This is a genomic window from Micromonospora sp. LH3U1 (genome assembly GCF_028475105.1).
Lineage (GTDB): Bacteria > Actinomycetota > Actinomycetes > Mycobacteriales > Micromonosporaceae > Micromonospora.
Genome location: NZ_CP116936.1, coordinates 2607806 through 2628009 on the forward strand (window position 1 = coordinate 2607806; position 20204 = coordinate 2628009).

The following is a 20204-nucleotide window of genomic DNA, read 5'->3' on the forward strand; positions in this document are numbered from 1 at the left end:
ACCCCTCTCCCGCGTTGATCAAGAGGTTTCGGTCATCGGAAGCCTGTTTCCTGACGCAAACCTCTTGATCAACCCAAAGGGGTGGGGGTGGGGGTGGGGTGGGTGGGGGTCAGGGTTGGGGGAGGAGTAGGCAGGTGCTGGTTGCGTGGGCTATCAGGCGGGCGCTCGCGTCGGTGATGCGGGCCTCGGCCAGGGCCGTACGCCGGCCGCGTTGCAGCACCGTGCCCTCGCAGCGCAGCGTGCCGCTGTCGATCGTGACCGGGCGGAGGAACTTCACGTTGAGGTCCAGCGAGGTGTAGCCGACGCCGGCCGGCAGCGTGGTGTGCACGGCGCACCCCGCGGCGGTGTCCAGCAGCGTCGAGAGGACGCCACCGTGGACGCTGCCGAGCGGGTTGTAGTGGAACTCCTGCGGGGTCAGCTCGACGACGACCCGACCCTCGTCGGCCTCCATCCGGGTCATGTCGATGAGGTGCATCACCGGCGGCGCGGCCAGCTCGCCGGCGATCATCGCCCGGAGCATGTCGATGCCGCTGCGTCGGCCGACCTGGGCGGCGTTGGCCGCCGGGTCCGCCCAGGTGAAGGTACGGCTGCGCGCCGGTTCCTGCGTCTGCGTCATGGATGCAGCCTGGCAGTAGGTTGCTGAGTCTGTCAATGAGACCTAGCCTGGTCGGATGGGACCCTCGGCACTGGACTGGTCGGTGGACAACTGCACCATCACCCGCGCGATGGCCGTCCTCGGTGAGCGCTGGACGCTGGTGGTGCTCCGCGAGGTGTTCACCGGCGTACGCCGCTTCGACGACATGCGGGTGCGCACCGGCATTCCGCGTCAGGTGTTGACCAACCGACTGTCCACGCTGGTGGAGCAGGGCGTGCTGAGTCGCGAGCCGTACCGGGAGCCCGGCAGTCGGTTGCGCCACGAGTACCGGCTGACGGCCAAGGGCCTGGACCTGTGGCCGGTGCTGGTTGCCGTGCTCGGCTGGGGCGACCGGTACCTTGCCGATCCGGAGGGCTCGCCGCTGACCGTCACCCATCGTGACTGTGGCGCTCCGGTAGGCATCGAACTGCGATGTGCCGACGGGCACGACGTGGGTCAGATGCGCGACGTGGTGCCCCGCCCGGGTCCCGGCGCCCGGCGCCGTACCCCCTGACGCGCGGCACCCTCGCCACCCGTCGCCATGGAGACATCGATGACCGTGCTCATGCAAATTGGATCCGGTGTCGATTCGATGTGACGGTCGTTGTTCGCCAGCGTGTCAGGGGTGTTGCGGCGATGTGGCCGGCCAAGATCGGTGAATCCGGGCGAAACCAAGCCTTGTGAATGATCTCAAGTATGTAGATACTTCACTTCATTCGGCCGGTTTCCCCAGATCGGCCGGGTTGCCCTCGGGTCAGCCGCCCCCCGGTGAGACCCGTTCCCCCGCCCTGGAGGTTTGTTACATGCGACCCACGAGGTCCTCACTCCGCGTCGCGGCCACCGTCGCCGTGGCCGGAAGCTTGGTCGTCGGTACGCTCATCGGCGCACCCGCCCAGGCCGCCCCCGCCGCCTCGCCCGATGCCGCCGCCGCCCTCTCCGCTCAGCTCGGCGACCGCTCCGCTGGCTCGTACATCGATGCCAGTGGCAAGTCCGTCGTCACGGTGACCGACGCGGCCGCCGCCAGCAAGGCCAGCAAGGCCGGCGCCGTCGTTCGCTACGTCACCCGTGGTGCCGCCGAGCTCAACCGGGCCACGGCCGAACTGGAGCGCTCCGCCAAGATCCCAGGCACCGCCTGGTGGAGCGACCCGGTCACCAACCAGGTCGTCGTCTCCGTGGACAGCACCGTCACCGGAGCGAAGCTGGAGCGGGTCAAGGCCGCCGCCGCCCGTGCCAACGGCGCGGTCCGGGTCGAGGCCGAGGCCGGCGTGCTGAGCACCCGGATCTCCGGTGGCCAGGCCATCTACGCCGGTGGCGGCGGGCGCTGCTCGCTCGGCTTCAACGTGCGCAGCGGCAGCACCTACTACTTCGTGACGGCCGGGCACTGCACCAACATCTCGGCCAGTTGGTACTCGAACTCCGGCCAGACCGCGCTGATCGGCACCCGGACCGGCACCAGCTTCCCGGGCAACGACTACGGCATCGTGCGGCACAGCAACTCCGCCAACGCCGCTGGCAACGTCTCCCTCTACAACGGCAGCTTCCGCGACATCACCGGCTCCGGTAACGCCTCGGTCGGTCAGGCGGTGCAGCGCTCCGGCAGCACCACCGGCCTGCGCAGCGGCTCGGTGAACGCGACCAACGCCACGGTGAACTACGCCGAGGGTTCGGTCTCCGGCCTGATCCGCACCAACGTCTGCGCCGAGCCGGGCGACAGCGGCGGCTCGCTCTTCGCCGGCGGCACCGCCCTGGGCATGACCTCCGGCGGCAGTGGCAACTGCCGCACCGGTGGCACGACCTACTTCCAGCCCGTCACCGAGGCACTGAGCCGCTACGGCGTCAGCGTCTTCTGATCCAGTCACCGCTTGCGGGCCGCCGGAACCCTCCGGCGGCCCGTTCGCTGTGCTGGCACACGAGCACCGCGATGCTCGGCAACCCCGTGCGGAACGGGACCGGCTCAGGCGTACCCCGGCGATCCGGGCCGCGCGATCCGGTGCCCGCGACGGCGGTCAGCGGGGCCCGGACGGTTCCAGTCGCCGCCGCTGAGAGGCCAGCGCGGCGAGCACGGCGGCCAGCGGCACGGCCGCCTCGCCGGCCGCCAACAATCGCTCCGTCAGCCCGATCCGTGCTCCGTCGGCGAAGTACTCGACGGCGAACCAGCCGAGCAGCCCGAGCAGGACCGCCGCCGCCGCGAGCGCTGTCCAGCGTGCGGGACCGCGCTGACCCTGGTCCAGGGGTGGCGCCGCTCGACGGGGCACGGCCAGGGCCGGCCAGACAGCCAACGCACCGAACGCCACAGCAGCGGCGACGACGTGTGTCGTCGAGCCCCCCGGACGTTGCGGGAAGGCGACCAGCACCAGGGTGGCGAGCCCGCCCAGCGCGAGCAGCCCTCGACCCGTCGGCGCGGCAGTGACCAGACCGAGCGCGGTCACCAGGTGACAGAAACCCAGGCCGGCAAGCCCGAGCGTCATGATCCATCGATGGTCCGCATCCGTGGCGGCAAGCGCGCTGATGGTCTGCCGGACCGGATCGAACCCGTCGGGTTGGGCGGCCTGCGCCAGCGTCCAGCCCCCGATGAGAAACAGCGGTGCGCCACCAGCCGACAGCAGGGCCCAGCGGGGAACAATCGACATCGGGCGATCGTAGCGGTGCGACCGGAGGAACTGCCCAGGCCGACGCCTCGCGTTCGGGCGGATGGGCCGACGTCGCGGCCGCCGGACCAGGTCGGAGGATGAGTCACGGCAGCCCATCGGGCCGTCGAGGAGTGGGCCCGTGCGACGGTCCAAGCGGATCCGGAGGTACGACGCCGACCGTCGGCAGAGCCGGACCGACGGAGGTGGTGCCACCCGAGGCCCACGCAAGGTGCGCCCGCCGGGCCGAGAGCACCGCCAACAGAGGCCAGAGTGATACGGCCACCGCCGTCACCCGTTCGGCCAACCCGGTCCGGGATCCGCTGGTCACCTCGAACGCGGACCAGCCGAAGAGCGCGAGCAGCACGGCCGTCGCGCCGAGCCCCACCCCCCGGCGGAACGCCCAGGGCGGCTGCGGCGAGTCCGGATGGACGGCGTCCGCGCCGCGTGGCAGCCACAGCGCCGACCCGGCCGGCCAGAGCACCAGGGCGAGGACGGCCACGGTCGCCGCGATGCCGTGGCTGAGCGAGCCGCCCACCGTCGGCCGGGGAAACGCGACCAGCGCGATGGTGGCCACGCCTCCCACGGCGAGCATGAATCGGCTGGGCAGCCCGGCCGCGTGCAGCACAGCGGCGGTCGCCAGGTAGCAGCAGCCGAGCAGCACCAGGGCGGTGACCATGATCCAGGCGTCGGCGGCGTCGTGCCCGGCCAATTGGCTGATGGTGTCCCGGATCGGGTCGTACCCGGCGGGCTGCCGGGACTCCGCGACCGTCCAACCGGCCACCAGCAACACGGGCGCGGCCGCCGCCGTGGCGACGGCCCAGTTCGGTACGGCGCGCATTTCGCCACGTTAACCGGCATGGCTGCTGGCTGAGTCGGGTTCGCGGGACCGCCCCACCAGCGAATCGCACCGGCCTGCCGGGTGCCGCGGAGGCAGAGCGGCCACCCCTGACAGAATGCCGGTGAGGACTGTTCCACGATGAGGAGTTGCCAGCTGTGATCCGTACCCACAATGCCGGAAGCCTGCGCGCCGCGGACGCCGGCTCGACGGTGACGCTCGCCGGGTGGGTGGCCCGCCGGCGCGACCACGGCGGCGTCATCTTCGTCGACCTGCGCGACGGTTCCGGCGTTGTCCAGGTGGTGTTCCGCGAAGAGGACGCGCACGCGCTGCGCAACGAGTTCTGCGTGAAGGTCGTCGGCGAGGTGACCCGCCGGCCGGCCGGCAACGAGAACCCGGAGCTGCCCACCGGTGAGGTCGAGGTGACCGTCGTCGAGCTGGAGGTGCTCTCCGAGGCGGCCCCGCTGCCGCTGCCGGTGGACGACCAGATCGAGGCCGGTGACGACCTCCGGCTGCGGTACCGCTACCTGGACCTGCGCCGCAGCGGCCCGGCGAACGCGCTGCGCCTGCGCTCGCGCGCCAGCCACCTCGCCCGGGGTGTGCTGCACGAGCGGGACTTCCTGGAGATCGAGACGCCGACGCTGACCCGCTCGACGCCGGAGGGCGCCCGCGACTTCCTGGTCCCGGTGCGACTCCAGCCCGGTAGTTGGTACGCGCTGCCGCAGTCGCCTCAGCTGTTCAAGCAGCTGCTGATGGTCGGCGGCATGGAGCGGTATTACCAGATCGCCCGCTGCTACCGCGACGAGGACTTCCGCGCCGACCGGCAGCCCGAGTTCACCCAGCTCGACATCGAGATGTCGTTCGTCACCGAGGACGACGTGATCGACCTGGGCGAGGCGATCGTCTCGGCGCTCTGGAAGGACCTGGCTGGGCACGAGATCGCCACGCCGATCCCGCGGATCACCTGGCACGACGCGATGGCCCGGTACGGCTCGGACAAGCCGGACCTGCGCTACGGCGTCGAGCTGACCGAGCTGACCGACTACCTGCGCGGCACCGAGTTCCGGGTCTTCGCCGGGGCGATCGACGCGGGCGGCTACGTCGGCGCGGTCGTGATGCCGGGCGGCGCGGCGCAGAGCCGTAAGGAGCTGGACGGCTGGCAGGACTGGGCCAAGGCGCGTGGCGCGCGCGGCCTGGCGTACGTGGTGCTGGACGCCGAGACCGGCGAGGCGCGCGGCCCGGTGGCCAAGAACCTCTCCGCCGAGCACCTGGGTGGGCTCGCCGACGCGGTCGGCGCGAAGCCGGGCGATGCGGTGTTCTTCGCCGCGAGCGGCACCACCCGGGAGGCGCAGGAGCTGCTCGGCGCGGCCCGCGTCGAGATCGCCAAGCGGTCCGGCCTGATCGACGAGAGCGCCTGGGCGTTCTGCTGGGTGGTCGACGCGCCGATGTTCGAGCGCACGGACGAGGGCGGTTGGACGGCGGTGCACCACCCGTTCACCTCGCCCAACTCGGAGTGGGTCGACCGGTTCGAGGAGGCCCCGGACCGGGCGCTGGCGTACGCGTACGACATCGTCTGCAACGGCAACGAGATCGGCGGCGGGTCGATCCGTATCCACCGGGGCGACGTGCAGAAGCGGGTCTTCGACCTGCTCGGCATCACCCCGGAGGAGGCGCAGGACAAGTTCGGCTTCCTGCTGGAGGCGTTCAAGTACGGCGCTCCGCCGCACGGCGGTATCGCCTTCGGCTGGGACCGGGTCTGCATGCTGCTCGCCGGCGCGGACTCGATCCGTGAGGTCATCGCCTTCCCGAAGACCCGGGGTGGCTTCGATCCGCTGACCGGCGCGCCGACGCCGATCACCGGCCAGCAGCGCACCGAGGCCGGCATCGACGCCAAGCCCAAGCCCTCGGCCACCACCCACACCGGCACCGCCGGCCCAGCTGCCCCGGTAGCCGACCCGGTCTGACCGCACCCCCCGCACTGCTTGGTTGATCAAGAGGTTTGCGTCATCATCGCCTCGCGAGATGACGCAAACCTCTTGATCAACAGCGGGGGAGTGGGCTGGTATGCGGGTGCTTGTTGTCGGGGGCAGCGGGTTACTGGGCCGGGAGGTTTCTCGGCGGGCTGTTGATGCCGGGTTGTCGGTGGTGGGGACCGTTCACTCCGGTGAGATCGCTCTGCCGGGTGTTGCCGTGCGGCGACTGGACGTGACCGACCGGGCCGCGGTGCGTGCGCTGGTCGCCGAGGTACGCCCCGACGCCGTGGTGAGCACCCCCTACCGGTACGACGACTGGACGGTCACCGCCGACGGGGCCGCGTACGTGGCGGTCGCCGCGGCCGAGGTGGGCGCTCGGCTGGTGCACGTGTCCAGCGACGCCCTGCACGCCGGCCGTCCGTCGCCCTACCTCGACGACGACGTGCCCACTCCGATCAACGCGTACGGGGCCGCGAAGGCAGCGGCGGAGACCGCCGTGCGGGCGGTCGACCCCGGCGCGGCACTGGTGCGTACCTCGCTGATCCTGGGGGAGGGCAGCAAGCAGATCCAGCTCTGCCGCGAGGCGCTCGCCGGCCGGGCCACCCTGTTCACCGACCAGATCCGCTGCCCGGTCGACGTCACCGACCTGGCCGACGCCGTGCTGGAATTGGTCCACAGCGCGTACGCCGGCCCGCTCAACGTGGCCGGACCGGACGCGGTCAGCCGCGCCGAGCTGGGCCTGCTGGTCGCCGAACGGTTCGACCTGGACGCGTCCGGCCTGAAGACCACGACCAGCACCGCCGCCGGTGTTGCCGGGCCCGGCGACGTACGCCTGGACTCCACCCGCGCCGCTGGCCTGCTGCGCACGCGGCTGCGTGGGGTACGCGAACTCCTGGCTCGCTGAGCCTGCCGAACATCATTCCAGTGGACGCACACTTCCTATGCATAACTCTTGTGCATAGGAAGTGTGCAGAGATAGTGTGCAGCCATGGAGAACCCCCCATCCGACGGCCGTACCGAGCCACGGCGCGTCGATCTGGACGGCCGGCAGGTTCGCGTGCTGGCCCACCCACTGCGGATGCGGCTGCTCGGCTCGCTGCGTATCGACGGCCCGGCGACCGCCACGGCCCTCGCCGAGAAGTTGGGCACCAACACCGGCGCGACCAGCTACCACCTGCGGCAACTCGCCGAGGTGGGGCTCGTGGCCGAGGATCCCGACCGGGGCACCGGTCGGCAGCGCTGGTGGCAGGCCGCGCACGACATGAGTCACTTCGACCCCACCGACTTCGACGAAGACCCGGATGCCCGCGCCGCCGTCCAGTGGATCCAGGCCGACCAGGTGCGGCTGATGGGCGACCTGGCCGAGCGTTGGATGGCCGTCGAACACCACCAGTCTCGGGCCTGGCGCGACGCCGTCGGGATGAGTGACCTGGTGCTGCCGCTCGACCCGGCCCGACTACGTGCCCTCAGCGACGACCTGTGGGCGGTGCTGATGCGCTACCGCGACGAAGCCGTGGCCGATGCCCCGGACGTCAAACCCGTGCACGTGTTCCTGGCCGGCTTCCCGCGTCTGGACGAGCGGTGGTGAGCGCGAGGAGTGAGCCGGGTTTGCGAGCCCCGCAGTCGCGAACCGAAGGTGGCTCTGTGAGTGCGAGGAGTGAGCCGGGTTTGCGAGCCCCGCAGTCGCGAGCAGAGGAGACGCAGTGAGCGCGCTGACCGTACGCCAGGTCCGGAATCGCTACCTCACGCTCTACGGTCTGCGCTGGCTGCCCACCGGACTGTTGATCCCGGTGATGATCCTGCTCATGCAGGAGCGCGGCCTGACGCTGCCACAGATCGGCCTGGTCGGCACCGCGCAGGGGCTGCTGGTGCTGGCGCTGGAGCTGCCCACCGGCGGGCTCGCCGACGCCCTCGGTCGCCGACCCGTGCTGCTCGCCGCCGGAGCGCTCAACCTCGCCTCGCTGGCGCTGTTCGCGGTGGCCGACTCGTTCTGGATGTTCTTCCTGGTCTGGGCGTTGCAGGGGGTCTACCGGGCGTTGGACAGCGGCCCGCTGGAGTCCTGGTACGTCGATGCCACCCTGGCCGCCGACCCGGATGCCGAGTACGAGAAGGGCCTCGGGTACGGCGGCACTGTCATCGGTGGCGCTATCGCCGGTGGCGCGCTGCTCAGCGGTGGTCTCATCGCCCTCGGCCCGATGGGGCCGGTCAGCGCGCTCACCGTGCCCGTGCTGGCCGCCATCGTCGCGCAGGCGGCGGCGCTCGTCGCGCTTGTCGTGCTGCTGGTGGAGGAGCGGCCGGCCACCGGGTTCGCGGCGCTACGGGCCTCGGTGGTGCAGGCGCCCCGGATGATCGGCCAGGCGGTCGGGCTGCTGCGCCGGTCCCGGGTGCTGCTGGCCCTGGTGGCGGTGGAGCTGTTCTGGGGCTTCGGGATGGTCACCTTCGAGTCGCTGCTGCCGGTGCGGCTCGCCGAGGTGATCGGCGATCCGGAACGTGCGGCGGCACTGCTCGGACCGGCCAACTCGGCCGCCTGGCTCGCCTCGGCCGCCGGCGCGGCGCTGACCCCGCTGCTGCTGCGCTGGTTCGGTGCCGCACCGGGCGCGGCCCTGCTGCGCATCCTGCAGGGGGTGACGGTGGTCGGGATGGGGCTGTTCGCCGGGCCGGTCGGGGTGTTGGTGGCGTACCTGGCCTGCTACGCCGTGCACGGCGCGTCGAACCCGCTGCACAGTGGGCTGCTGCATCGGCAGGTCGACGGCCCGTACCGGACCAGCGTGCTCTCCCTCAACTCGATGATGGCGCAGCCGGCCGGCGCGCTCGGCGGGGTGGTGCTTACCGCGCTGGCCGCCGCCACCAGCGTCGGCACCGCGATGGTGGTCGGCGGGGTGGTGCTGGCCGTCGCCGCCCCGCTCTACCTGCCCGCCTGGCTTGCCGGCCGCACACCCGCACCTGCCATCGAACCGACCGCGGTCCCCGTACCCGCCGTCGAGCGATGAGGACAGGCCCCTCGCTGAGGGGCCTGCCCCCACGTCTCAGGCGAGGCGGAACGAGCTGAGGGAGAGGCTGTTGGTGAAACCGAGCCGACGGTAGAGCCGCACCGCACCGACATTGCTCGGATAGACGCCGAGCCCCACGGTGTCGTGGCGCGCCAGCAGCGCCCGGGTCATCCCGGCGGTCAGGGACGCGCCCAGCCCAACACCCTGTTGGTCGGGTGCGACGGTCAGGCCGGCGAGGAAGCCGATGTCACCCTGGCTGCGGTCCGCGCCGCACGCCACCAGCCGGTCGCCGGCCCGGATGCCGTACCAGTCCACCACCCGTGGGTCGCCCGGGCGGGAGGTGGTGCTCGGGAACGCCTCGTCGATCAGCGCCTCCAACGCCGGATGGTCGGCCTCGGTGAGTCGTACCACCCGCTGCTCGTCCGCCTGCGCCGGTGGTGGCGTGTCGGTCCAGTGGAAGTCCCAGTCAGCGTGGCCGGTCACCGCCAGTCGGCCCGCGAGCAGGGCGGGATCGTGCCGGGGTAGGTGCAGCCGCTGCTCCGGGCGCAACACCCCGTCCGCAACCAACGCGACACAGACCTCGATCGCCGGCCCGGCCGGGCCGATCGCACAGCCGGCCGGCCCGTGCTCGGACGGCACCACCCACAGCACGGCGCCGTCGCGCCGGTAACCGCGCACCGGTGGGCGACTACCGAGTGCGTGCCGGGCGAACGGGTGGTGGCCGACGGCGGCCAGGACAGCGGTCCGGTCCCCAAGCACCTGGTCGTCGACGATCATGCTGGTCAGCCTAGGAGCCCGGGGTGCACCGTCGGCGCCCGGCCACGATTTGCATGCCAAATCCACCGTGGAGATTGGCGAGCCGACCGATTGGGTACATCACGCGCCGACCTACTGGGAACCCCCACCGGAGGACCGACATGCTCGCCATTCTCGCGGCCATCGTCTTTGGCTTCGCTCTGCTGCTCGACCTGCTCAACACGGACTTCGGAGCACCGGACCTGTTCAACTGGAACACGCTCGTGCTCATCGGACTGCTCCTGCTCTCGCTCTACCTGGCCGGCGTGGGCAGTGGCCCGCGCGGCGGTGGCGGCGGTGGCGGCGGCCGCTGGTACCGGGGCCGGCGCCCCGGTCGCGGCTGACCGGAACCGATCACCGGTGGCGGGCCCGCGGCGCGATTCCGGCGTCGTGGGCCCGGCCCGGTACTGTCTTCGTGATGGAGTCCGACGCCCTCTTCTCCCTCGGTGAACCCGCCGGGTCGCGCAGCGCGCCCGACGGTCCCGCCGGTGTCGACGGCTTCACTGCGGTGGCCGACGATTCGCCCCTGCCCGTCCGGATGCGCCCGGTGACCCTCGACGAGTTGGTCGGGCAGGGCCACCTACTCGCTCCCGGTGCCCCGCTGCGGCAGCTGGTCTCCGGCGCCGCCCCGATGTCGGTGATCCTCTGGGGCCCGCCGGGCAGTGGCAAGACCACCATCGCGCACCTGGTGGCCGGGGCGACCGACCGCCGCTTCGTCGCCATGTCGGCGCTCTCCGCCGGCGTCAAGGACGTACGAGCGGTGATCGAGGCGGCTCGCCGCCAGCGACGCTCGGGCGGCCCGCAGACGGTGCTCTTCATCGACGAGGTGCACCGGTTCAGTAAGACCCAACAGGATTCGTTGCTCGCCGCGGTCGAGGACCGGACGGTCACGTTGCTGGCGGCGACCACCGAGAACCCGTACTTCTCGGTCATCTCCCCCCTGCTGTCGCGGTGCGTGCTGCTCACCCTGCAACCGTTGGACGACGAGGCGGTGCGGGGCCTGCTGCGCCGCGCGGTCGCCGACAAGCGTGGCCTGGATGGGGCTCTCGCCCTGACCTCCGAGGCCGAGGACCACCTGGTCCGGCTCGCCGCCGGTGACGTCCGCAAGGCACTCACCGCACTGGAGGCGGCGGCGGCGTCCGCCACGGCGCTCGGCACCGGGGGGATCGACCTCGCCACCGCCGAGCAGGCGGTCGACGTGGCGGCGGTGCGCTACGACCGCGACGGCGACGCCCACTACGACGTGGTCAGCGCCTTCATCAAGAGCATGCGCGGCTCGGACGTGGACGCCGCGGTGCACTGGCTGGCCCGCATGCTGGTCGCCGGTGAGGACGCCCGGTTCATCGCCCGTCGCCTGGTCATCTTCGCCAGTGAGGATGTTGGCATGGCCGACCCCGGGGCCTTGAGCGTCGCCACCGCCGCTGCGCACGCCGTCGAGTACGTCGGGCTGCCCGAAGTGCAGCTCACCCTGGCCCAGGCCGTGATCCACCTGGCCACCGCGCCCAAGTCGAACTCGGCCACCACCGCCATCGGCGCCGCGATCGCCGACGTCCGGGCCGGTCGCGGTGGTCCGGTGCCGCGAGGGCTGCGCGACGCGCACTACGCCGGCGCCCGGGGGCTGGGCCACGGGACCGGCTACCGCTACCCGCACGACGACCAGCGCGGGGTGGTCACCCAGCAGTACGTCCCGGACGACCTGGTGGGCACGGACTACTACCAGCCCAGCCCGCACGGCGCGGAACGGTCGGTGGCCACCCGGCTGCCGCTGCTGCGCCGGATCGTGCGTGGCCTGCCGGCCCCGGCCACCCGTCCGGAAACTCCGACCGCCGAGCCGCCGGTAACGGCGCAGAGCGCGTCGGCGCTTCCCGGGGAGACCGGTCGCCCGGCGACGGGCACGGGCTCCGCCGGCACGATGCAGGACAGCGGCACCGACGCCGCAGGAGAGGGTCAACAGTGAGATCGCGTGGTGGGGACCGCCCGGACGAGGGCCCGGACGAGCGGCGCGATCCCCGCGCCAAGGCGCGCCGCTGGGGTCGAGGACGGCCGGCCGAGGCTGAGCCGGAGGAGCCGGTCGCCGGCGAGGAGTTCGGCTGGATCGACGACCTGCGCTCGGCCAAGCAGCAACGCAGCGAACTGGGTCCGGATGGCGCCCCGGCAGAGCCGAACGCCCCGCGTGGGGGCGCGCCGGCAGAAGCCGCCGGGCCGCGTACGGCAGCGCCGGCCGGTGCGCGTGGAGGTGGGCCGGTGCCGCCGGAGGTCGCGGGGCCGCCCGCCGGTGTCGCCGCGCGTCGACCGGTCGACGGTCCCTGGCCGGGGAGGCCCCGCCAGCGGGCCGCCGCCCGGATGACCGGTCACCCGCCGCCAGCCCCGGTGCACCGGCACCGGGCCAACCAGCGCGTCGTGGGGTGCAACCGGCGCCCGGCGCCCGCGCCGCCGTACCGCCGTCGCCACCGGCCTCGGGCGCACCGACCGGTCGTCGTCCGGAGGCCGCCGTTCCGACGGGCCGCCGTCCGGACGCTCCCGCACCCGGGGGTCATCCGGACGCGATGCCGCCGCTGCGCCGTCCGGACGCCGGCCCGCCGGCCCGCCGACCCGGCCCGGAGCCCACCGCACCCGGCCGTCCACTGCCGCCTGCCGACGGCACGCCCGCCGGTCGACGCGCCGCTGGACCGGCGCCCGATCCGGCGCGGGCTCCCGGGTCACCCGCCACCTCCGGCCCGGCCCGGTTCGACGGCGCCCCGGCTGGCGCTGTGCCGCCGGTCACGGACGGCCTGCGGCCCGACCCCGCCATCGACCGTGACCCGCGTACCGCCCGGCGTCACCCGGGCCCGGTCGACCCCGGGGCACCAGAGCCTGCCGGCCGCCGTGCCCCCGAGCGCTCCCGTCCGGCAGCCGGCGGCCGCCGCCGTGCCGCCGAGCCCGATGGGCCGGCGGTGCCCCGCTCGGGCAACGCGCCGTCGGTGCCCGAGGCCGTCGGCGGTCACAGCGGCGCCATGCCCACCGTCGGCCCGGCCGACGGCACCGGTCGCCGCCGGGTCGTCCCCGACGAGCCGGAGCGACGTACGCCGGCCGGCGGCGAACCCCGGGCGGACCGTCCGGAGCGGCCCGCCGACTGGCTGCGCCAGGCCGGCCGCCTGCCGCACACCGACCCCGGCCTGCCGGTGGTCAACCGCCGTGGTGGCACCCCGCCCGCCGCGGGTCGCCGTCCGGCACCGGCCGCCGGCACGGGTGAGCTCGCCGACCACGCGTCCGGTCGGCTGGCCGTGCCCGATCCGGCCGCCGAGCGCACCGCCGGCCGCCGGCCGCGGGGCCGCCGGCTGACCCGGGCGCGGAGGCACCGACCGGTCGTCGTGTCGTCCAGCCCGACGCGCCGGGATCCACGGGAGAACAGGCCCTGCAATATCCGCCGGCATCCCGTGAGCGGCCCACCCGTGGCCGGGGCGCTGCGGCGCCCCGACGGACCCCACCGGTCGGCGCGGCCGTGCGGCGGGCGGGTCCGGCCCGGACGCAACGCCCACCCCGGACCCGACCGGTCGACGACGCCCACCGGCCGAGCCTGGCCCGGACGGCCCGGCCGGACCGGGTCGACCCGGCCCGGCGAGTGACCGTGGCGACGACCCGTACGCCGGTGGCCGACCCGCGCCGGGTGCCGGTCCCGTCGCACCAGCTCGGGGGCCGCCCGCTCCACGCCGCCCGGCCGGGCCCGGCCCACCCCGGGTGACGCACCGGTCCAGGGCGCCGGGCGCCGTGGCCCCGACGGCCCACCCCGCCCCGGCCCGGGTGCCGAGGCCGCACCCCGGGACGTAGCCCGTCCGGACGGTCCTGCTCGCGCCGCCGTACCGCCAGGTGCGGACGGTCCACCGCGACCGCGTCCGGACGGTCCCGTTCGCGCCGCCGCTGCGCCGGGTGTGGACGGTCCGCCGCGAGCACGTCCGGACGGTCCTGCCCGTGCCGCCGTCCGACCACCCGGCGGCGCGCAGCCGCCTGGCGGCGACGATCGGGCGAACGGTGAGCCGGGTGCCGGTCCCGGGTCCCCCATGCCGACTCGTGGTGGTGCCCCGGCCGGTCGACCCGCGCCCGCCGACCGTGCCGCCGGGCGTGCCCTGCCTCCCCATCGGGAGCCCGGCCGTTCCGAGCCGAGCGGCGTCGCACCGGTGCCGCCGCCCGGCCGCTCCGGCGAGCCCATCGGCGTGGCCCGTGCCGCCGCCGTAGTGCCTTCCCCGTCCGGTCCGGCGGACCGGCCGACCCCGAAGCCGTCCGACGGGCCCGCGCTGCGCTCGGCCGGCCAGGACGCGCCGGACGACGGCGCCGCATCAGGTGCCCGGTCCGAGTTGCGTCGGCAGTTGCGTGAGCGGCGCCGCCTGCGTGCGGCGGTGCTGGTCGTGGTCAGCATCGTGCTGCTCGGCGCGGTGCCGCTCTTCTTCGGCATCCGGACGCTGAGCCGGGACCCGGTCTTCGACAACCTGGACCAGCTCAACGTGCCCGCCTGGGCCGCCGCGAAGACGGTCGACGACGTCAGCGGCAGCCGCTGGTGCCTGCTCGACTGCCGGCTGCGTGAGCGCACCGTGACCTCGGAGAAGGCGCCAAAGGACACGGCGGAGGTCTACGAGGACGCGCTGCGCCAGGACGGCTGGCAGCCGTGGAAGGTGGACCGCTGCCCGGAGCAGCAGACGAAGGGCAGCTACACCTGCTGGCGCCGGGACGAGTTGACGCTCGACCTGTGGGTACGCGAGCCGACCTGCGTGCCGCCGCCGGTCGACGGCGAGCCGGCCGTCGTGCCGTCTGGGGATCCGTCGGCCGCTGCGACGGAGTGCACCGGCTCGTTGGTGTCGGTGAAGGTGCGTAACGCGATCGACGACGAGCGGACCAGGCCGCAGCCGACCACCGACCCGTCACTGACCGGAGAGGATCCGTTCCCGACGGTCAGTGGGGATCCGCTGGGTGAGCTGACACCCTCACCGTCCTGAGCCGGTCTCCATCACGGACGGTAGGGTCTGGGGCTGGCGGGCACGCCCGCTACCGGTGACCGCCGACGGCGTGGCACCCGGTACGGGTACCACGGTTGTGCGTTCCGGGGACGTCGGGTCCTGCGGAACTCTGCTTCTTGAGGAGGACAGGCGTGGGCGACATTGGAGAGGTCGCGGCGCTGATCGCGGCGTGCGCGTTCGCGGTGCTGGTGCTCATCCTGACGCTGCCGATCCTGCGGCTGCGGCACACGGTTGACGCCACCACCCGGATGATCAACGACCTCAACGATCGGACCGCACCGCTGCTCGGCGACGTGAACACCACGGTGAAGAACGTCAACACCGCGCTGGAGCAGGTGCAGACCTCGCTCGACGGCGTGAACCTCCAGCTGGCGAAGGTCGACACCATGACCAGCCACGCGCAGAACGTCACCGCCAACATCGCCAACCTGGCCACCGTCGTCTCCGCCGCGGCCGCCAACCCGTTGGTCAAGGTGGCCGCGTTCGGCTACAGCGTGCGCAAGGCCGCCGCCGGCCGCCGGCACGCCGAGACCGAGCGCGAGGTGCGCGACACCATCAAGCAGCAACGACGGGCCGCGCGGCGCGGCAACCAGTGACCGGCCCGCGCACCAGGAGGTAGCGAGACATGAGGCGTTTGTTCTGGCTCGGTATCGGGTTGGCAGTCGGTGTGGTCGTGGTCCGCAAGGTGACCCGGACCGCACAGGCGTACACGCCGGCCGGTATCGCCAGCACGGTCACGGAATCCGCTGGCGGGCTCGTCGAGTCGCTGCGTAGCTTCGTGGAGGACGTCCGGGTCGGGATGGCCGAACGCGAGCAGGAGATCCACCAGGCGTTCGCCCAGGGCGAGGCGTTCGACGACCAGTTTGCCGACCTGCGGGAAGACCCGCGGATCGGCGATCGAGAAATCTTTCCGGAGGAACACCAGCGATGAAGACGGCGGAGATCAAGCGACGGTACCTCGCGCACTTCGAGGCGAATGGCCACACCGTGGTGCCGTCCGCTCCGCTACCCGCCATCAGCGACCCGAACCTGCTGTTCGTCAACGCCGGCATGGTGCAGTTCGTGCCGTTCTTCCTGGGCCAGCAGACTCCCCCGTACCAGCGGGCGGTCAGCGTGCAGAAGTGCATCCGCACCCCGGACATCGACGAGGTCGGCAAGACCAGCCGGCACGGCACGTTCTTCCAGATGAACGGCAACTTCTCCTTCGGTGACTACTTCAAGGCCGGCGCGATTCCCCTCGCGTGGGACCTGGTCACCAAGTCGCAGGCCGATGGCGGGTTCGGGCTGGACCCGGAACGCGTCTGGCCGACGGTGTACCTCGACGACGACGAGGCGTACGAGATCTGGCGGTCCGTGGGGGTGCCGCCCGAGCGGATCGTCCGCCGGGGCAAGGCGGACAACTTCTGGTCGATGGGCATTCCCGGGCCGTGCGGTCCGTGCTCCGAACTGTTCTACGACCGGGGCCCGGAGTACGGCCGGGAGGGCGGCCCGGCGGTCGACGAGGACCGCTACATGGAGTTCTGGAACCTCGTCTTCATGCAGTTCGAGCGGGGTCCGGGCACCACCAAGGATGACTACCCGATTCTGGGCGACCTGCCGGCGAAGAACATCGACACCGGCATGGGCCTGGAGCGGATGGCCTCGATCCTGCAGGGCGTCGACAACCTCTACGAGATCGACGAGGTTCGGCCGATCCTGGCGCGGGCGGCCGAGCTGACCGGCAAGCGGTACGGCGCGCACTCCGGCCACGTGGCGAGCGAGTCGCACCCGGACGACGTCCGACTGCGGGTGATCGCGGACCACGTGCGGACAGCGTTGATGCTGATCGGCGACGGCGTGACCCCGAGCAACGAGGGTCGCGGGTACGTGCTGCGCCGGATCATGCGCCGGGCGATCCGGTCGATCCGTCTGCTCGGCTGGCAGGATCGGGCGCTGCCCGAGCTGCTGCCGGTGGCCCGGGACTGCATGGCCCCGTCGTACCCGGAGCTGGCGACCGACTTCGACCGGATCGCGGATTACGCGTACGCGGAGGAGGAGGCGTTCCTGTCCACCCTGCGTGCCGGCACCACGATCCTGGACACCGCGATCGCGGAGACCCGCACCGCGGGTGGTTCCGCGCTGTCCGGGGCGAAGGCGTTCCAGCTGCACGACACGTACGGCTTTCCGATCGACCTGACCCTGGAGATCGCCGCGGAGCAGGGCCTCGCGGTCGACGACGAGGGTTTCCGCCGGTTGATGGCCGACCAGCGCACCCGGGCGAAGGCGGACGCGCAGGCCCGTAAGACGGGGCACGTCGACCTGTCGGCGTACCGGTCGGTGCTCGACTCGGGTGGCCCGGTGACGTTCACCGGGTACAGCGAGGTGGCCCGCGAGTCGAGGGTGCGGGCGCTGCTCGGCACCGACGGCCCGCGCCAGGCGGCGACCGAGGGCGACACCATCGAGCTGGTGCTCGACACGACCCCGTTCTACGCCGAGGGCGGTGGCCAGCAGCCCGACCAGGGCATGATCACCGTTGGTGGCGGGCAGGTCGAGGTGCTCGACGTGCAGCAGCCGGTGCCCGGCCTGATCGTGCACCGTGCCCGGGTGATCCGGGGCGAGGTGCGTGCGGGCGAGACCGGGTACGCGGAGATCGACGCGACTCGGCGCCGGGCCATCTCCCGGTCGCACACCGCGACCCACCTGGTGCACCAGACCATGCGGAACTTCCTCGGCGAGTCGGCCACGCAGGCGGGGTCGCTGAACGCGCCCGGCCGGCTCCGGTTCGACTTCAACACCCCGACCGGGGTGTCGCCGAGTGTGCTGCGCGACGTCGAGCAGCAGGTCAACGAGGTGCTCCTGGCCGACCTGGAGGTGCATGCCTTCATCACCTCGCTGGACGAGGCGCGGCGGATCGGGGCGATGGCGCTCTTCGGCGAGAAGTACGGCGAGGAGGTGCGGGTCGTCGAGGTGGGCGACTACGCCCGGGAGCTGTGCGGCGGCACGCACGTGGCCCGCTCGGCCCAGCTCGGCCTCGTGAAGATCCTCTCCGAGTCGTCGATCGGCTCCGGCGTCCGCCGGGTCGAGGCGCTGGTCGGCATGGACGCCTTCGGCTTCCTGGCCCGCGAGCACCTGCTGGTCTCGCGGCTGGCCGAGCTGTACCGGGTGCCCAACGACCAGGTCGCCGACCGGGTGGAGCAGACCGTCACCCAGCTCCGGGACGCGGAGAAGGAGCTGGAGAAGCTGCGCGCCCAGCTGGTGCTGGGCGGGGCGGCGGCGCTCGCGGCGCAGGCCAAGGACGTGCGCGGCGTCGCGTACGTGGGCACCGAGGCGCCGGAGGGTGCGGCCGGCAACGATGTGCGGACCCTGGCCCAGGAGATCCGCGGCAAGATCGATCAGACGCGGCCGGCGGTGGTCGCGGTGGCGGCCCGGTCGAACGGCAAGGCGTCCCTGGTGGTGGCGGTCAACGCGGCTGCGCGCAACCGGGGCCTGGCGGCGTCGGATCTGGTGAAGGCGGCGTTCTCCGGGCGCGGTGGCGGCAGCCCCGATCTCGCCCAGGGCGGCGGCCTGCCCGCGGCCGAGGCACCGAACCTGCTACTCACCGTCGAGAAGGCGATCACTGAGGCGTGATGGACGATCATTGTCAGCCAGGGCGGACCGCTTGGTCCGCCCTGGCTCGTTCGGCGTCGGGGGTGACGGCCCGTGGCTGAACTGACACGCGGTGTGCGGATCGGCGTGGACGTCGGTCAGGTGCGGGTGGGGATCTCCCGCTCGGATCCGGACGGCATCCTGGCCACGCCGTTGGTCACCCTGGCCCGTGATCTCACGGCGGCGCCGGACGCGGTGCCGAGCGACCTTGCCCAGCTGGCGGCGTTGGTGGCCGAGCACGAGGCCGTCGGAGTTGTCGTCGGCCTTCCGGTCAATCTCGCCGGCAAGCACGGTCCTGCGGCCCTCCACGTGAAGGCGTACGCTGACCGACTGGTCGATGTGATAACGCCCATCCCGGTAACGCTCACCGACGAGAGGATGTCGACCGTGGTCGCTTCTCGTAGGCTTGCCGAGCGTGGCGTCCGAGGTAAACGTCAACGTGCGGTTGTCGACCAGGCGGCCGCGGTGGAAATCCTGCAGAGCTGGCTGGATGCGCAGCGGAGGCGGACGTAATGATCGACGATCTGGACCTTGGGTTCGACGACGCGGAGCGGGGGGAGAAGGGCCGGCACCGGCGCGGCTTCCGCAAGCGCAACGGCGGGTCCGGCGGCGGCCGGGGCAAGACATTCCTGGCCCTGCTGATGGCCTTCGTCCTGTTGGGCGGCATCGGCGGCGTTGCGTTCTACGGCTTCGACCGCATCCAGAACTACTTCGTCACCCCCGACTACGACGGCGCCGGGGCGGGTGAGATCACCGTCGAGATCAAGAATGGGGCGCTCCTCGCCGATATGGCCGACGCCCTGGTCGCGGCCGATGTGGTGAAGAGCCAGAAGGCGTTCGTCGAGGCGGCCGAGGCCAACTCGCGCAGCAAGAACATCCAGCCGGGCACGTACAAGCTGCGGAAGCAGATGAGCGCCTCGAACGCCGTCACCGCGATGCTCGACCTGAAGAACAAGATCGTCAACGGGCTCACCATCCCCGAGGGTCGTACCAGCAAGAACATCTACAAGCTGCTCTCCGAGAAGACCAAGATCCCGGTCAAGGAGTTCGAGGCCGCCGCGAAGGACCCGGAGGCGCTCGGCGTCCCGGATTGGTGGTTCAAGCGCGACGACGGCAAGAAGGTCGTCAAGTCCGCCGAAGGCTTCCTCTTCCCGGACACGTACGAGATCCCGCCGAAGGCCACCGCGGAGAGCATCCTCAAGCTGATGGTGGACAACTTCCTCTCGGTGACCGGGGAGATGAAGTTCGCCGACCGGGTGCAGAAGGAACGGGGCGGCGTCAGCCCGTACGAGGCACTGATCGTGGCCTCGCTGGCCCAGGCCGAGGCGGGCAACAAGAAGGACCTCGGCAAGGTCGCCCGGGTGGCCTACAACCGGGCGTACGGCGAGTTCGACTGTAATTGCCTGGAGATGGACGTCACGATCAACTACTGGCTGGAGCTGACCGGCAAGCCGACCAAGACCTCGGCCGAGATGAACCAGTCGGAGCTGCTCGACACCACGAGTCCCTACAGCCGCAAGCTGCGGGGTCTGATCCCTACGCCGATCAACAACCCAGGCAAGGACGCCCTGCAGGGTGCGATGGATCCGCCAGCGGGCAAGTGGCTCTACTTCGTGGCGATCGACAAAAATGGCAACTCGGCCTTCGCCGAGACCTACGAGGAGCAGAAGCGGAACGAGAACAAGGCTCGGGAGGCCGGAATCATCTGAGTCTGCTGGTCGGGCCATCCTGATGG

General features: G+C 72.3%; 19 protein-coding genes. 15 read left to right on the forward strand and 4 right to left on the reverse strand.

The genetic code is table 11. The annotated features are described in order from the left end of the window. Window positions 1-109 precede the first annotated feature (109 nt). Window positions 110-616 (reverse strand): PaaI family thioesterase, encoded by a 507-nt coding sequence (locus PCA76_RS11860; RefSeq protein WP_272617529.1) that lies wholly within the window; start codon window positions 614-616, stop codon window positions 110-112. A 55-nt stretch (window positions 617-671) separates the two neighbouring features. On the opposite strand from PCA76_RS11860, the gene PCA76_RS11865 reads away from it, so the two are divergent. Both PCA76_RS11865 and PCA76_RS11870 read left to right on the forward strand, forming a co-directional pair. Further along, window positions 672-1148, forward strand: coding sequence for a winged helix-turn-helix transcriptional regulator (locus PCA76_RS11865; protein ID WP_272617531.1), 477 nt, complete (start codon window positions 672-674; stop codon window positions 1146-1148). A gap of 289 nt (window positions 1149-1437) precedes the next feature. Continuing rightward, complete coding sequence (locus PCA76_RS11870; protein ID WP_272617533.1) at window positions 1438-2484, forward strand: S1 family peptidase; 1047 nt, start codon at window positions 1438-1440, stop codon at window positions 2482-2484. A gap of 156 nt (window positions 2485-2640) precedes the next feature. Here the strand turns inward: PCA76_RS11870 and PCA76_RS11875 are convergent, their stop codons facing one another. Both PCA76_RS11875 and PCA76_RS11880 read right to left on the reverse strand, forming a co-directional pair. Continuing rightward, window positions 2641-3264: a DUF998 domain-containing protein gene (locus PCA76_RS11875; RefSeq protein ID WP_272617535.1), complete on the reverse strand. Its 624-nt coding sequence runs from the start codon at window positions 3262-3264 to the stop codon at window positions 2641-2643. A gap of 103 nt (window positions 3265-3367) precedes the next feature. After that, window positions 3368-4102 carry a DUF998 domain-containing protein gene (locus PCA76_RS11880; RefSeq protein ID WP_272617537.1) on the reverse strand — a complete coding sequence of 245 codons (735 nt, stop codon included), beginning with the start codon at window positions 4100-4102 and terminating at the stop codon, window positions 3368-3370. A gap of 155 nt (window positions 4103-4257) precedes the next feature. Here PCA76_RS11880 and aspS point away from each other — a divergent pair, with 155 nt between their 5' ends. From aspS to PCA76_RS11900, 4 genes are all read left to right on the forward strand, one after another. Beyond that, window positions 4258-6063, forward strand: a complete 1806-nt coding sequence (aspS, locus tag PCA76_RS11885; protein WP_272617539.1) for an aspartate--tRNA ligase — start codon at window positions 4258-4260, stop codon at window positions 6061-6063. A 100-nt stretch (window positions 6064-6163) separates the two neighbouring features. Further along, window positions 6164-6976, forward strand: a complete 813-nt coding sequence (locus PCA76_RS11890) for a sugar nucleotide-binding protein (RefSeq protein ID WP_272617542.1) — start codon at window positions 6164-6166, stop codon at window positions 6974-6976. A gap of 84 nt (window positions 6977-7060) precedes the next feature. Beyond that, entirely contained in the window at window positions 7061-7660 is a 600-nt protein-coding gene (locus PCA76_RS11895) for an ArsR/SmtB family transcription factor (RefSeq protein WP_272617544.1), read from the forward strand. Between the two features lie 115 nt (window positions 7661-7775). After that, entirely contained in the window at window positions 7776-9062 is a 1287-nt protein-coding gene (locus tag PCA76_RS11900; RefSeq protein ID WP_272617546.1) for an MFS transporter, read from the forward strand. Window positions 9063-9098: 36 nt separating this feature from the next. On the opposite strand, the gene PCA76_RS11905 is transcribed toward PCA76_RS11900, so the two are convergent. Beyond that, window positions 9099-9839, reverse strand: a complete 741-nt coding sequence (locus PCA76_RS11905) for a GNAT family N-acetyltransferase (protein WP_272617549.1) — start codon at window positions 9837-9839, stop codon at window positions 9099-9101. Between the two features lie 140 nt (window positions 9840-9979). On the opposite strand from PCA76_RS11905, the gene PCA76_RS11910 reads away from it, so the two are divergent. From PCA76_RS11910 to mltG, 9 genes are all read left to right on the forward strand, one after another. After that, window positions 9980-10201 (forward strand): hypothetical protein, encoded by a 222-nt coding sequence (locus PCA76_RS11910; protein WP_053658556.1) that lies wholly within the window; start codon window positions 9980-9982, stop codon window positions 10199-10201. A 74-nt stretch (window positions 10202-10275) separates the two neighbouring features. Continuing rightward, on the forward strand, window positions 10276-11814 hold the full coding sequence (locus tag PCA76_RS11915) for a replication-associated recombination protein A (RefSeq protein WP_272617553.1): 1539 nt from the start codon (window positions 10276-10278) through the stop codon (window positions 11812-11814). Between the two features lie 589 nt (window positions 11815-12403). Continuing rightward, window positions 12404-13462: a hypothetical protein gene (locus PCA76_RS11920; protein ID WP_272617555.1), complete on the forward strand. Its 1059-nt coding sequence runs from the start codon at window positions 12404-12406 to the stop codon at window positions 13460-13462. Window positions 13463-14128: 666 nt separating this feature from the next. After that, window positions 14129-14824 carry a hypothetical protein gene (locus PCA76_RS11925; protein WP_272619328.1) on the forward strand — a complete coding sequence of 232 codons (696 nt, stop codon included), beginning with the start codon at window positions 14129-14131 and terminating at the stop codon, window positions 14822-14824. Between the two features lie 152 nt (window positions 14825-14976). Then, window positions 14977-15441: a DUF948 domain-containing protein gene (locus tag PCA76_RS11930; protein WP_272617557.1), complete on the forward strand. Its 465-nt coding sequence runs from the start codon at window positions 14977-14979 to the stop codon at window positions 15439-15441. A 29-nt stretch (window positions 15442-15470) separates the two neighbouring features. Beyond that, window positions 15471-15776: a hypothetical protein gene (locus PCA76_RS11935; protein WP_272617560.1), complete on the forward strand. Its 306-nt coding sequence runs from the start codon at window positions 15471-15473 to the stop codon at window positions 15774-15776. Next, window positions 15773-18451, forward strand: coding sequence for an alanine--tRNA ligase (gene alaS / locus PCA76_RS11940; protein ID WP_272617562.1), 2679 nt, complete (start codon window positions 15773-15775; stop codon window positions 18449-18451). The genes PCA76_RS11935 and alaS overlap by 4 nt, the downstream gene beginning before the upstream one ends. A gap of 72 nt (window positions 18452-18523) precedes the next feature. Further along, window positions 18524-18982, forward strand: coding sequence for a Holliday junction resolvase RuvX (gene ruvX, locus PCA76_RS11945; RefSeq protein WP_272617564.1), 459 nt, complete (start codon window positions 18524-18526; stop codon window positions 18980-18982). Then, window positions 18982-20178: an endolytic transglycosylase MltG gene (gene mltG / locus PCA76_RS11950; RefSeq protein WP_272617566.1), complete on the forward strand. Its 1197-nt coding sequence runs from the start codon at window positions 18982-18984 to the stop codon at window positions 20176-20178. The genes ruvX and mltG overlap by 1 nt, the downstream gene beginning before the upstream one ends. The last annotated feature ends 26 nt before the right edge of the window (window positions 20179-20204 follow it).